Source organism: Isoptericola sp. S6320L (genome assembly GCF_023015685.1).
GTDB classification, from domain to species: Bacteria; Actinomycetota; Actinomycetes; order Actinomycetales; family Cellulomonadaceae; genus Isoptericola; species Isoptericola halotolerans_A.
The window spans coordinates 1-12288 of the sequence record NZ_JALKAT010000054.1 but is presented as its reverse complement, the minus strand read 5'-3'; the positions used below and the strand labels follow the sequence as shown (position 1 = coordinate 12288).

Sequence of the window (12288 nt, the reverse complement as noted above, 5' to 3'; positions counted from 1 at the left end):
GCCGGCTTTGCCGGGCTTCCAGGCCCAGAAATCGCGCCCACAACGCTCGTCGTCGGAACAACCTAGGAGCGAAGATGCCCCTCGTGGCAGGCGTGGACACCTCCACGCAGTCCTGCAAGATCGTCGTGCGCGACGCCGAGACCGGCGCCCTGGTGCGGTCCGGCTCCGCACAGCACCCCGACGGCACGGAGATCCACCCCGACCACTGGTGGACGGCCTTCACCGAGGCGGCCCGCGCAGCGGGCGGGCTCGACGACGTGGCCGCGATCGCCGTCGGCGGCCAGCAGCACGGCCTGGTCGCCCTCGACGCCGAGGGGAGCATCGTCCGCGACGCCCTGCTGTGGAACGACACCCGCTCCGCGCCCGCCGCCGAGGACCTGATCCGCGAGCTCGGCGAAGGTGACCGCGAGACCGGCGCCCAGCGCTGGGCGGACGCCACCGGGTCCGTCCTCGTCGCCTCGCTGACCATCACCAAGCTGCGCTGGCTGCGCGACGCCGAACCCGACAACGCGGCCCGCGTCGCCGCCGTCGCGCTCCCCCACGACTGGCTGACCTGGCGCATCGCCGGCTACGGCCCCGCGGGCGAGTCGCCGCTCGGTCCGGACCTCACGGCGCTGTGCACCGACCGCTCCGACGCCTCGGGGACCGGCTACTACGACGCCGAGGCACCGGCCGACGACGGCACCCCCGGGACGCTCGGCGCCTACCGCCGCGACCTGCTCGCCCTCGGGTTCGGCCGCGACGACGTCGTGCTGCCGCGGGTCCTGGCACCCTCGGAGCCGGGCGGCGTCGCCCACCCGTCCGTGGCCGGGTCCGCCGTCGACGGCGGCGCGTTGCTGGGCCCCGGCGCGGGCGACAACGCAGGCGCCTCGCTCGGACTGGGTATGGGACCGGGCGACATCGCGATCTCGATCGGCACCTCCGGCGTCGTCTCGGCCGTCGCGCCGCAGCGCACCGCCGACGGCTCCGGGGCGATCAACGGGTTCGCCGACGCCACCGGCAACGCCCTGATGCTCGCCGTGACGCTGAACGCGGCACGGGTGCTCGACGCCGCCCGCACCGTGCTCGACACCGACTTCGACGGTCTCGCCCGCCTCGCCCTGTCGGCGCCGCCCGGGGCGGACGGCCTCGTGCTGGTGCCGTACCTCGAGGGCGAGCGCACGCCGAACCGCCCCGACGCCACCGGCACCCTGCACGGCCTGCGCCTGGCCACCTCGACCCGCGAGCACCTCGCCCGCGCCTACGTCGAGGGGATGCTGTGCGGGCTGGCCGACGGCCTCGACGCCCTGCGGGCCCAGGGGGTCCCGGTCGAGCGCGTCATGCTCATCGGGGGCGCCGCGCAGTCGCCGGCGGTCCAGGAGATCGCACCGCAGGTCTTCGGGGTGCCCATCTCGATCCCCGCTGCCGGCGAGTACGTGGCCGACGGCGCCGCACGGCAGGCGGCGTGGGTCCTCGCCGCCGCGTCGGACCCGGACGCCGCGGCGCCCTCGTGGTCGACGTCGGTCACGGCGACGCTCGAGGCCGACCCCCGTCCGGTGGTGCGCGAGCAGTACGCGGCGGTCCGCGACCTCGTGTAGCGCCGAGAGACATGAGAGAGGTCTGAGAGAGGCCTGAGAGAGCCTGCGAGGCCCGGGGGGATCTGTCCTCCCGGGCCTCTCCGCGTGCCGGTACTCCTGGACCGGCGGGCAGTCCTAACCGTTTAGGCCGCTGACCGCGGTGGGCCTGCGTCACTACCGTGGCCGGGATCCCGCTTCCCTTCGCAGATCGGAGCCCGCCATGACGCAGGTACGACGACGAACCCGCTGGACGGCACTGCTCGCCACAGCCGGCCTGGTGACCACCGGCGCCGTCGGCGTGGTGGCGGCCACCAGCGCCGCGGCCGCCGAGGGTTGCTCGGTCGACTACCGGGTCACCAACGAGTGGTCGGGCGGCTTCCAGGCCGACGTCACGGTCACCAACCTCGGCGACCCGATCTCTTCGTGGGAGCTCGGGTGGACGGCCGCCTCCGGCCAGTCGGTGACCCAGGCGTGGAACGCCGAGGTCACCCAGTCCGGGAGCACGGTCACGGCCTCGGGCGTCGGTTGGAACTCGAACCTCGCCGCGGACGGCTCGGCGAGCTTCGGCTTCATCGGCACCTGGTCCGGCAGCAACCCCGTCCCCGGCGCCTTCACCCTCGACGGGGTGGCCTGCACGGGTGACGTGGGCGAGCCGGACCCGACGCCGACGCCGGACCCGACCGACGACCCGACGCCGCCGTCGTCGGAGCTCTACGTGGACGTGACGAACCAGTCGTACGAGGCCTGGCAGGCCGCGAGCGGCACCGACAAGGACCTCCTGGCCAAGATCGCGCACACGCCGCAGGCGTACTGGGTCGGCAACTGGAACGACGCGACGACGGAGCGCGAGGCGGTCGCCGACTACACCGGTCGCGCGGTGGCCGACGGCACGACGCCGATCCTCGCCGTCTACGCCATCCCCGGCCGCGACTGCGGCAACCACTCCGGCGGCGGCGTGGAGCAGAGCGAGTACGCCCACTGGATCGACGAGGTCGCGGCCGGCATCCAGGGCAGCCCGTACATCGTCCTCGAACCGGACGCCCTCGCCCAGCTCGGGGACTGCGACGGCCAGGGTGACCGGGTCGGCTACCTGCGGTACGCCGCCGAGCAGCTGACGAACGCCGGCGGTCGGGTGTACATCGACGCCGGCCACTCGGGCTGGTTGAGCCCCTCCGAGGCGGCGGACCGGCTGAACCAGATCGGGTTCGAGCACGCCGTCGGGTTCGCGCTCAACACGTCGAACTACAACACCACGGCGGCCGAGCGGGCCTACGGCGAGCAGATCTCGGCGCTGACGGGCGGGGCACGGTTCGTCATCGACACCTCGCGCAACGGCAACGGGTCCAACGGCGAGTGGTGCAACCCGCGCGGTCGCGCGCTCGGTGAGCGGCCCGCGGTCGTGACCGAGCCCGGTGGCCTGGACGCGCTGCTGTGGGTCAAGCTGCCCGGCGAGTCGGACGGCACCTGCAACGGCGGCCCGTCCGCCGGCGCCTGGTGGCAGGAGATCGCCCTCGAGATGGCGGAGAACGCCTCCTGGTGACGCCCCACCGCTCGCGGGTGTGAGGCCTGCGGTCCCGGACCCCGTCCTGGACCGCAGGCCTCACGCCCGCGACGTGCGGTCGCCGGTCGGACGGCGCGCGTACGTACGGATGCGGTAGCGCAGCCCGTCCGTGCCCGACGACGTCTGCCAGTCTGCCGCCGGTCCGTCGACGAACGACCACTCGGCGAGGTCGAGCACCGGCGCGAACGCGTCCCCCGCCACCTCCAGGTCGATCTCCGTGACCACGCACCGGTCGGCGAGCGCCACCGCCTCCGCGTAGACCTGACCGCCGCCCATGACCCACACCTCGTCACCACCGGGCGCCTCGCTCGCGACGTCCAGCGCGGCAGGCAGCGACGACGCGACGACGGCGCCGTCGTCGGACCACCCGGGCTGCCGCGTCACCACCACGTTGGTGCGTCGGGGCAGCGGCCGGACGCGGGGCGGCAGGGACGCCCAGGTGAGCCGGCCCATGACGACGGGGTGCCCCGCCGTCGTGCGCTGGAAGTGCGCGAAGTCCTCGGGGACGTGCCACGGGATGGTCCCGCCCGCGCCGATCACCGGCCGGCCCGCGGCGTCGCGGGCCTGCGCCCAGATCAGACCGATCACACGGCCACCGGAGCCTTGATGCCGGGGTGGTGCCGGTAGCCGACCACCTCGATGTCCTCGTACTCGTAGGCGTCGATCGAGTCGCGCGGCGCGAGCCGCAGCGTCGGGTACGGGTAGGGGTCGCGCGCGAGCTGCGTGGTCACCTGGTCGACGTGGTTGTCGTAGATGTGGCAGTCACCACCGGTCCACACGAAGTCGCCCAGCGCGAGCCCGGTCTGCGCCGCGACCATGTGCGTGAGCAGCGCGTAGGACGCGATGTTGAACGGCACGCCGAGGAACAGGTCCGCGGAGCGCTGGTAGAGCTGGCAGCTCAGCCGGCCGTCGGCCACGTAGAACTGGAACATGACGTGGCAGGGCGGCAGCGCCATGTTGTCGATCTCGGCCACGTTCCACGCAGAGACGAGGTGCCGCCGCGAGTCGGGGTTGCTGCGGATCTGCTCGATCACCGCCGCGATCTGGTCCACGTGCCGGCCGTCCGGCGTCGGCCAGGAGCGCCACTGCACGCCGTAGACCGGGCCGAGCTCGCCGTCGACGTCGGCCCACTCGTCCCAGATTGACACCCCGCGCTCCTGGAGCCAGCGCACGTTGGCCTCGCCGCGCAGGAACCACAGCAGCTCGTACGCGATCGACTTCAGGTGCACCCGCTTGGTCGTGACCAGCGGGAAGCCCGCCGAGAGGTCGTAGCGGATCTGGCGCCCGAACACGCTGCGGGTGCCCGTCCCGGTGCGGTCGGCCTTGCGCGTGCCGTGCTCCAGGACGTCGCGGAGCAGGTCCTCGTACGGGGTCGGTACGGTGCCCGACGGCGCGGGCTCGCCCGCGGGCGAGGGAGCGGTCGGGGCGGTCGTTGCGTCGAGGGCCACACGCGTCAGTGTCGGCCGTCGCACCACGCTGGTCAAACACCCTGGTCGGCCGGTCCCCGCATGGACTGCGCGGCCGCCGACCTGGTGGTCAACGGGTCCCGGCCGGCCCGCATCCGCGCGTCGTCATGGTGCCCGGACTCTGCGGCAGGTCGTCGAGGCTGCGCATGCTGCCCGCGAGGCCAGCCTGGCCCGGCGCGGAGAGGGCGCCTCCACGTCAGGCTGCTCGGACGTGACGCACGCGATGTCACAGAAAGGCGTGCCGCACGGTCGAGAGGGTGAGAGCGCGCACGGTGCGCGCCGTACAGGAGGCGGTCATGGAACGCATCGTCATCGTCGGCGGGGGCTACGCCGGGTTCACGGCGGCCCGCGAGCTCGAGAAGCACCTGCGGCCCGAACTGCGGCGCGGCGACGTCGAGCTGGTGCTCGTGGACCCGCGCCCGTACATGACCTACCAGCCGTTCCTGCCCGAGGTGGTCGGCGCGTCGGTCGAAGCCCGGCACGCCGCCGTGGCGCACCGCACCCACCTGCGCCGCACCCGGCTCGTCGACGGCACCGTGACCCGGATCGACCACGCCGCCCACCAGGTAGTCGTGCGCCCGCGGAGTGGGGCCGAGCAACACATCGACTACGACACCGTGGTCGTCACCGCCGGCGCCGTGACCCGGGTCTTCCCCGTGCCGGGCGTGTCGGAGCACGGCATCGGCATGAAGCACGTCGAGGAGGCCGTCGCGATCCGTGACCGCCTGCTGACGTCCTTCGACCAGGCCGCGGTGCTTCCGGCCGGCCCGGAGCGCCGACGGCTGCTGACCGTGACGTTCGTGGGCGGCGGGTTCTCCGGCGTGGAGGGGTTCGGGGAGCTGCTCTCCCTCGCGCACGACCTGCTGGACCGCTACCCCGAGATCCACGCCTCGGAACTGCAGTTCCATCTCGTGGAACGCAGCCCGCGCATCCTGCCCGAGGTCACCGACCGTCCCGGGCGCTGGGTCGTCAGCGAGCTCGAACGACGTGGCGCGAGGGTCCACCTCGGCACCGGTCTCGAGTCGGCCACCGACGGCGTGGTCAGGCTGTCCACGGGCGAGTCGTACGCGACGGGCCTGCTCGTGTGGACGGCCGGCAACGCTGCCAACCCCGTGGTCGCCACGCACACCGACCTGCCGGTCGACGAGCGCGGCTACGTCGTCGTACGACCCGACCTGCGGGTCGGCACGGACGACGTCCCGATCGACGACGCGTGGGCTGCCGGGGACGGTGCCGCGGTGCCCGATCTCGCCGTTCCGCGTCCGGGCGCGCTCGCGGTCCCGAACGCCCAGCACGCGGTGCGCCAGGGCCGCCGGCTGGCGCGCAACCTCGCCGCCACGCTGCGCGGCCGGCGCACCCGTCCGTACGTGCACGGCAGCCTCGGAGTCATCGCGACCCTCGGCCTCGGGTCCGGCGTCTTCGAGCTCCGCCGCCTCGTCGTGCGCGGCCGCCTCGCCTGGATGATGCACCGTGGGTACCACGTGCTCGCCATCCCCACGTGGGAGCGGAAGGCTCGGGTCCTGGCCGTGTGGCTCACGGCCGCCGTGTTCGGCCGCGACGTCGTCTCGCTCACGTCGGTGCAGCGACCCCGTGCCGCTTTCGTCGCTGCGGCACCGCGCTCGACCACGTCGATCCTGGCGGAGGGCGGCACCCCCGGGCAGGAGACGCGGGGTGCCGCGGAGCCGGCGCACGTCGCCTGAGGGCGTGCTCACCCCGTGGCGGCGTAGCCCCCGAGCTTGTCCGGGTTGACCTGGACGTAGACGTGCTCGATCCCCCGCGTCGTCACGTCGAGCGCGAGGAGCGCGAACGGCGCGCCCTCGCGCGAGACGAGCAGCGCCGGGAGGCCGTTGGCGTCGACCTCGCGCAGCGTCGCGTCAGCCCAGTACTTGCGCCAGACGTTGTCGAAGAACAGGGAGACGCGCGCCACGCCCACGAGCTCCTTGCGCGAGGCGTGCACCTTGCCCCCGCCGTCGGGTCGGGCGACGACGGTGTCGGCCAGGTACCGCTCGAACCGGCCGAGGTCACCGTCGTGCGCGGCCGCGACGAACTCGTCGAGAAGGCGCCTGTGCTCCGCCGCGTCCACCCGCGCCGGAGCACGCCGGTTGATCCGCTCCCGCGCACGGCGGGCCAGCTGACGGGCGTTGGCCTCCGACGTCTCGAGGATCTCAGCGACCCGTCGATAGGGATAGCCGAAGGCCTCGCGCAGCACGTACACCGCGCGCTCGGTCGGAGCCAGGCGCTCGAGGAGCATGAGGGTCGCGAGCTCGAGCGCCTCGGCTCTCTCCGCCCCCAGGGCCGGGTCCTGCGCGGTGTCGACAGGTTCGGGGAGCCACGGACCGACGTACGTCTCACGACGTGCGCGGGCCGAGCTCGCGGCGTTGATCGCGAGCCGTGTGGTGATCGTGGTCAGGAACGCCGCGGGATTGCTCACCACCGACCGGTCCGTGCGCTGCCAACGGACCCACGCGTCCTGCACCACGTCCTCTGCCTCGGCGACGCTCCCGAGCATGCGGTAAGCGATGCCGAACAGCTGGGACCTGGCCGCGACGAACGCCTCCAGCGCCCCGGGTTCCACGTGGACACCGGGGCGCTCGGGGCGCTCGCTCGCCGTCGTGCGCGACGTCATGCGGTCACAGTACGCCGAGGAGGGCAGCAGCGTCGGTGGTCAGCCCGAGAACCGAGCCCAGGTCACCTCGCCGCGCCGGAACTCGCCCCGGGGGACGATCGAGTCCTCGTCGAGCAGAGCACCGAAGTACGTGGCCTCGGGATCGGCGACGACCTCCCGGCCGTCGTCCTGCGCGGCGAGCGCGAGCCGGACGAACTCGTCGAAGCGCAGGCGCTCTGGTCCCGCCACCTCGAGGATGCCGTCCAGCGGCTCGCCGGTCACCACGTCGGCGACGGCGCGTGCCACGTCGGTTGAGGCGACCGGCTGGAAGGCGACCGGCGGGAGGTGGACCACGCCGTCGACCGTGGAGCCGTCGGCGATGGTCTTCGCGAACTCGAAGAACTGCGTGGCCCGGACGATCGACCACCGGCGCCCCGCGTCCTGGACGAGCTGCTCCTGAGCGAGCTTGGCGCGTAGGTAGCCCGCGTCCGTACGGTCTGTTCCCACGATGGACAGGACGACGTGGTGCCTCACCCCGGCCCGCTCCTCGGCGTCGAGCAACCTCCCGGTCGACGTGGTGAAGAAGCGCATCACGTCGTCGTCCGCGAACGACGGCGAGTTCGACACGTCGACCACCGCGTCCGCCCCTGCCAGAGCGTCGTCGACCCCCGCACCGGTGAGCGTGTCGACGCCGGTGCTCGGCGCCGCCACGACCCCGTCGTGCCCCGCCTCCCGCAGGAGCGCCACCAGCTGGCTGCCGACGAGGCCGGTACCTCCGATGACCACGATCTTCATGCGACTCTCCCTTTTCGTGTGCAGCGGCCTGCAGCCGCCTGACACCCTCCTGACCGAGCAGCAGCGCGATCCGTGACAGCGCGCCGGGATCTGCGGCTACCGTGGCGCCATGGGTCCCCGACGTCTCGCGACCACCGGCGGGCTCGCCGCCCTCGTCAGCGTGCTCATCGTGCTGCTCTACGCAGCGCGGATCGGCCGCCGGATCGGCGAACCGGGCGTCGTCTCCGGCCTCGTGGTGGTGCTGCTCGTGGCCGTGGTCGCCGTCGCGGCGTGGTTCGCCGTGGTCTCGGCGCGCGTGCGCGGCCAGGTCGCGCGGGTGGCGCGGCACCGGCCCGGCGCGCCGCTGTTCGTGGGGCGCCCGACGACGGCACTGACGGCCGAGGCGCGCAACCTGCGGGCCGGGACGCGCGGCCTCCCGCCCGACTGCCCGGACCGGGAGCACGTGGTCTACGCGATCCTCACCGACCGGGTGGAGCTGTGGGTGCGCGGCGACGACGCCCCGCGCTGGTGGGTCACGCTGCCCGCCCCGGTGGCGGCCGGCACCGTCCGGTCCGGCCGGCGGGAGCTGGACGCCCTGACGGTCCGGGACGCCTCGGCCCGGCTGCAGCTCGTCCCGACCTCGGACGCCGCGCGGGCCTGGCCGTCCCGAGCGCACCGGGCCGCCGCCGTCGCGCACGCCCGGGAACTGCTGCAGCGCTGAGCGCCCGGGCCGGGCCGGGCTGGGCTGGGCCGGACGCTGAGCGCCGGCTACTCCGCGTCGGCGGGCCGCGCGTGCTTCGGCGGGTGCGGCGGGTCGAGGGGCTCGTCCGGGACGTCGGCCGGCTCGTCGGCGCGCAGGTGGGCGCCGCGTCCCACCGAGGAGGCGTGCGAGGCGCGGTCCGCGGCCTCGGCCGCCGCGATGTCGGGCCCGGTGGCCCCGGGGCGCTCGGGGTGCACGTCGCCGTCGTCGCCGTCGTGCTCGCCGCTGTCGCCGTCGGACAGCTCGCCCGGCAGGATCTTTCCGGATCCGAAGTCGGACTTGTCCCGTCTGCTCATCCTCTGATCCAAGCACCGTCCGGCGGCACTCGCGCGGTGTGACGGACGCCGTCGCGCACGGCAGCCGTGCGGTGCGAGGATCGACCCATGACCGACCAGACCACCACCGGCGACGACATCGCCGCCGTGACCCCCTCCCCCACCGACCCGCTGTGGGTCGAGCGCACCGGCACCCGGACCTACCGTGGGCACACCGCCCGCGGGGCCAGCGTGGAGATCGGACCGGCCTCCGAGGGCGCCGTCTTCACCCCGGGTGAGCTGCTGAAGATCGCGCTCGCCGCCTGCGCGGGCATGGCCAGCGACCTGAAGTTCTCGCGGGTGCTCGGCGACGACTACGGGGTGACCATCCGGGTCGAGGACCCCAAGGACATGGCCGACGACCGCTACCCCGTCCTGACGGAGAAGTTCGAGATCGACCTGTCGGGCCTGGACGACAAGACCCGGGAGAAGACGCTCCTGCTCGCGCAGCGTTCCATCGACCGCGCGTGCACCGTCGGACGCACCCTCAAGGCCGGCGCCGAGGTCCCGCCCGCGGAGTTCGCCCAGCCGGACGAGGCCTGAGCATGTCCCCGCGACCGCCGCACCGCGTCGAGGTGTCCCGGCTGGTGCCCCTCGACGCGGAGACGGCGTTCGCCCGGGTGACGGACCCGCGCCTCCACCCGCGATGGATCCCCCTCACGCGCTTCGAGGGTGACCCGACGGTGGCACCAGCGCCCGGCGTCGCGTTCACCATGGTCAGCGGGCCTGGCGCGCGGCGCGGCCGCGACGGGTTCGTCGACCGCATGACGACGCTGGAGCACCTCGCGCCGTCGACGGAGGACGCGGTCGTCGGGCGCAACGTCGTGCGCAAGGACGGGCCGGCCCTGCTCGGCACCGCGGGCCTCGACGTCGTCCCCGTCGACGAGCACCGCTCGCGGGTCGTCTGGTGGGAGGAGGCGTACCTCGCCGGGCCGTGGCCACGGCGGCTGAACGCCGCCGCCGTGGGCGTGTTCCTGCGCGGGATGCTGGCGCTCGCGCTGTGGCGGTTCGGCCGTGAGGTCAGCAGAGGCGGTCGCAGGTAGAGTCCCGGAGGTGAGCACGCCGGACGTTTCACCGCCGAGCGGCGGCGAGGTCGAGAGCTGGACCCGCTACCGCCCCACTCCCCTGCTCGACTCCCTCCTGGACAAGGCCGTGACGATCCCCTCGGCCGCGATCCACAAGCACGTGGACGTGGTCCGGCGGCGCAACCCCGAGGCGGACCCGGCGCGTGTCATCCGCATCCTGGAGCGCGAGTACCTCACCGTGGTGGCGACCACCGGCGGCGCGGTGGGCGCAGCGGCCGCCACGCCCGCGGTCGGCACGACGGCCGCCGCCGTGCTCACCACGAGCGACATCGCCACCTTCTTCGCGACGTCGGCGGCGTTCTCGCTGGCGGTCGCCGACGTGCACGGCATCCCCATCGACGACGTCAACCGGCGTCGCGCCCTGCTGCTGGCGACCGTGCTCGGCGAGTCCGGGGCGCGCGACGTCCAGCGGGCCGCCGAGGGGTCGCAGCTCGCCTGGGGCAAGGTCCTGCTGACGTCCATGCCGCAGACGGCGATCAAGCGGGTCAACCGCGTGCTCACGCACCGGTTCCTCAAGCGGCAGGTGGCCAAGCAGGGCACGCTGGCGCTGGGCCGGATGATCCCGTTCGGCGTCGGCGCCGTCGTCGGGTTCGCCGGTGGGCGCGCCCTGGGGCACGGTGTGGTGTCGCAGTCGCGGTCCGCGTTCGGGACACCGCCGGACCACTTCCCCCGGGTGATCGAGAACGAGCGCCCGGCTCTCGAGGAGGGTGGCGGCGAGAGCCACCGGACTGTGCGGTTCCGCCGATTCCTCCGGCGAGGTTCGGCCAACTCCGACGACGACGGCGCCCGCCCCGGCGCGTAGTCTCGTGCGCGTGAGCATCTCACCCGACCAAGCAACCGCCGTCGACCCCGCGCTCGCCGCCCGCCTGCCGGAGCTGCGCGAGCAGTACGCCGCCCTGCAGGCCCGCGGACTGAGTCTCGACCTCACCCGCGGCAAGCCCTCGGCCGAGCAGCTCGACCTCTCCGAGGAGCTGCTGTCGCTGCCCGGCGAGGGGAACCACACCTCCGCGTCCGGCACCGACGTGCGCAACTACGGCGGGCTCGCGGGCCTGCCGGAGCTGCGCGAGATCTTCGCCGAGCTCCTCGGTGTCCCGACCGAACAGCTCCTCGCCCAGGACAACGCCTCCCTGCGCCTCATGTACGACTGCATGGTCCAGGCGATCCTGTTCGGCGTCCCGGGCGGCGACGGCCCTTGGTCCGCCGCCGAGGGGCCGATCACGTTCATCTGCCCGGTGCCCGGGTACGACCGGCACTTCGCGATCTGCGAGGAGCTGGGCATCCGCATGGTGACCGTGCCCATGACGCCGGACGGCCCCGACGCCGAGGCCGTCGCCGCCCTCGTGGCCGACGACCCGTCGGTCAAGGGCCTGTGGGCCGTGCCCACGTACGCGAACCCGGACGGCTCCGTGGTCTCGGAGGCGGTCGCCCGGCGGCTCGTGTCGATGCCCACCGCGGCCGGCGACTTCCGCATCTTCTGGGACAACGCCTACGCGGTGCACCACCTGACCGAGCACGAGACCAAGACGGCCAACGCGATCGAGCTGGCTGCCGAGGCCAGCAACCCCGACCGTGTGCTGATGTTCGCCTCGACGTCCAAGGTGACGTTCGCGGGCGCGGGCGTGTCGTTCCTGGCGTCGTCGCCGGCCAACATCGCCTGGTTCACCGAGCACCTGTCGTTCCGGTCGATCGGGCCGGACAAGGTCAACCAGCTCCGGCACGCGCAGTTCTTCGGCGACGCCGCGGGCGTGCGGGCCCACATGGCCAAGCACCGCGAGATCCTGGCACCGAAGTTCGCGGCGGTCGTCTCGATCCTGTCCGAGCGGCTGGGCGACACGGGCGTCGCGACGTGGACGGACCCGGACGGCGGCTACTTCGTCTCGGTGGACGTGGTGCCCGGGACGGCGTCGCGGGTCGTGGAGCTTGCCGGCGAGGCCGGCATCAAGCTGACGCCGGCGGGCGCGACGTTCCCCTACGGCCGGGACCCGCAGAACCGCAACATCCGGCTCGCCCCGTCGATGCCCCCGCTGGACGAGGTGCGGGTGGCGATGGACGGCGTCGCGACCTGCATGCTGCTCGCCGCCGCCGAGAAGGCCGCCGCCTGACCCGCGTCTGACCCGCTCCCCGCGCCGCCCGCCTGTGCCGTTGTGGGTGCACGACACGCCGACCT

The 12288-nt window shown here is 73.8% G+C and carries 13 protein-coding genes; 8 read left to right on the top strand and 5 right to left on the bottom strand.

Annotated elements, in window-relative coordinates:
* Positions 1-74: 74 nt before the first annotated feature.
* Together MWU57_RS17520 and MWU57_RS17515 are read left to right on the top strand one after the other, a co-directional pair.
* Positions 75-1577, top strand: a complete 1503-nt coding sequence (locus MWU57_RS17520; protein WP_246910972.1) for a xylulokinase — start codon at positions 75-77, stop codon at positions 1575-1577.
* 199 nt (positions 1578-1776) lie between these two features.
* Positions 1777-3096 carry a glycoside hydrolase family 6 protein gene (locus tag MWU57_RS17515; protein WP_246910970.1) on the top strand — a complete coding sequence of 440 codons (1320 nt, stop codon included), beginning with the start codon at positions 1777-1779 and terminating at the stop codon, positions 3094-3096.
* A 60-nt stretch (positions 3097-3156) separates the two neighbouring features.
* Here MWU57_RS17515 and MWU57_RS17510 read toward each other — a convergent pair whose 3' ends face one another.
* Positions 3157-3705: a dihydrofolate reductase gene (locus MWU57_RS17510; RefSeq protein WP_246910968.1), complete on the bottom strand. Its 549-nt coding sequence runs from the start codon at positions 3703-3705 to the stop codon at positions 3157-3159.
* Positions 3702-4475: a thymidylate synthase gene (locus tag MWU57_RS17505; protein WP_246910975.1), complete on the bottom strand. Its 774-nt coding sequence runs from the start codon at positions 4473-4475 to the stop codon at positions 3702-3704. The genes MWU57_RS17510 and MWU57_RS17505 overlap by 4 nt, the downstream gene beginning before the upstream one ends.
* 404 nt (positions 4476-4879) lie before the next feature.
* On the opposite strand from MWU57_RS17505, the gene MWU57_RS17500 reads away from it, so the two are divergent.
* Positions 4880-6283, top strand: coding sequence for an NAD(P)/FAD-dependent oxidoreductase (locus MWU57_RS17500; protein WP_246910967.1), 1404 nt, complete (start codon positions 4880-4882; stop codon positions 6281-6283).
* 8 nt (positions 6284-6291) lie between these two features.
* Here MWU57_RS17500 and MWU57_RS17495 read toward each other — a convergent pair whose 3' ends face one another.
* Positions 6292-7209, bottom strand: coding sequence for an RNA polymerase sigma-70 factor (locus MWU57_RS17495; protein ID WP_246910966.1), 918 nt, complete (start codon positions 7207-7209; stop codon positions 6292-6294).
* 39 nt (positions 7210-7248) lie between these two features.
* The gene (locus tag MWU57_RS17490) at positions 7249-7983 is read right to left on the bottom strand and encodes an SDR family oxidoreductase (protein ID WP_246910965.1); all 735 of its coding nucleotides are present in this window, start codon (positions 7981-7983) and stop codon (positions 7249-7251) included.
* A gap of 109 nt (positions 7984-8092) precedes the next feature.
* On the opposite strand from MWU57_RS17490, the gene MWU57_RS17485 reads away from it, so the two are divergent.
* Positions 8093-8683, top strand: a complete 591-nt coding sequence (locus MWU57_RS17485; protein WP_246910964.1) for a hypothetical protein — start codon at positions 8093-8095, stop codon at positions 8681-8683.
* Positions 8684-8730: 47 nt separating this feature from the next.
* Here the strand turns inward: MWU57_RS17485 and MWU57_RS17480 are convergent, their stop codons facing one another.
* Positions 8731-9018 carry a hypothetical protein gene (locus tag MWU57_RS17480; protein ID WP_246910963.1) on the bottom strand — a complete coding sequence of 96 codons (288 nt, stop codon included), beginning with the start codon at positions 9016-9018 and terminating at the stop codon, positions 8731-8733.
* Positions 9019-9105: 87 nt separating this feature from the next.
* On the opposite strand from MWU57_RS17480, the gene MWU57_RS17475 reads away from it, so the two are divergent.
* Genes MWU57_RS17475 through MWU57_RS17460 form a run of 4 tightly spaced genes read left to right on the top strand, consistent with a single transcriptional unit; the run spans position 9106 to position 12223 of the window.
* Positions 9106-9579 carry an OsmC family protein gene (locus MWU57_RS17475; protein ID WP_106267471.1) on the top strand — a complete coding sequence of 158 codons (474 nt, stop codon included), beginning with the start codon at positions 9106-9108 and terminating at the stop codon, positions 9577-9579.
* A 2-nt stretch (positions 9580-9581) separates the two neighbouring features.
* Positions 9582-10079, top strand: a complete 498-nt coding sequence (locus tag MWU57_RS17470; protein ID WP_106267469.1) for an SRPBCC family protein — start codon at positions 9582-9584, stop codon at positions 10077-10079.
* Between the two features lie 10 nt (positions 10080-10089).
* Positions 10090-10923 carry a hypothetical protein gene (locus MWU57_RS17465; protein ID WP_246910960.1) on the top strand — a complete coding sequence of 278 codons (834 nt, stop codon included), beginning with the start codon at positions 10090-10092 and terminating at the stop codon, positions 10921-10923.
* 10 nt (positions 10924-10933) lie between these two features.
* Positions 10934-12223, top strand: a complete 1290-nt coding sequence (locus tag MWU57_RS17460) for an aminotransferase class I/II-fold pyridoxal phosphate-dependent enzyme (RefSeq protein ID WP_246910957.1) — start codon at positions 10934-10936, stop codon at positions 12221-12223.
* The last annotated feature ends 65 nt before the right edge of the window (positions 12224-12288 follow it).

Bases quoted from the DNA above. Each gene is read 5' to 3' on its own strand.
- MWU57_RS17490 (WP_246910965.1), bottom strand. From the start codon at position 7,983: ATGAAGATCGTGGTCATCGGAGGTACCGGCCTCGTCGGCAGCCAGCTG.
- MWU57_RS17520 (WP_246910972.1), top strand. From the start codon at position 75: ATGCCCCTCGTGGCAGGCGTGGACACCTCCACGCAGTCCTGCAAGATC.
- MWU57_RS17480 (WP_246910963.1), bottom strand. From the start codon at position 9,018: ATGAGCAGACGGGACAAGTCCGACTTCGGATCCGGAAAGATCCTGCCG.
- MWU57_RS17475 (WP_106267471.1), top strand. From the start codon at position 9,106: ATGACCGACCAGACCACCACCGGCGACGACATCGCCGCCGTGACCCCC.
- MWU57_RS17500 (WP_246910967.1), top strand. From the start codon at position 4,880: ATGGAACGCATCGTCATCGTCGGCGGGGGCTACGCCGGGTTCACGGCG.
- MWU57_RS17485 (WP_246910964.1), top strand. From the start codon at position 8,093: ATGGGTCCCCGACGTCTCGCGACCACCGGCGGGCTCGCCGCCCTCGTC.
- MWU57_RS17470 (WP_106267469.1), top strand. From the start codon at position 9,582: ATGTCCCCGCGACCGCCGCACCGCGTCGAGGTGTCCCGGCTGGTGCCC.
- MWU57_RS17495 (WP_246910966.1), bottom strand. From the start codon at position 7,209: ATGACGTCGCGCACGACGGCGAGCGAGCGCCCCGAGCGCCCCGGTGTC.
- MWU57_RS17515 (WP_246910970.1), top strand. From the start codon at position 1,777: ATGACGCAGGTACGACGACGAACCCGCTGGACGGCACTGCTCGCCACA.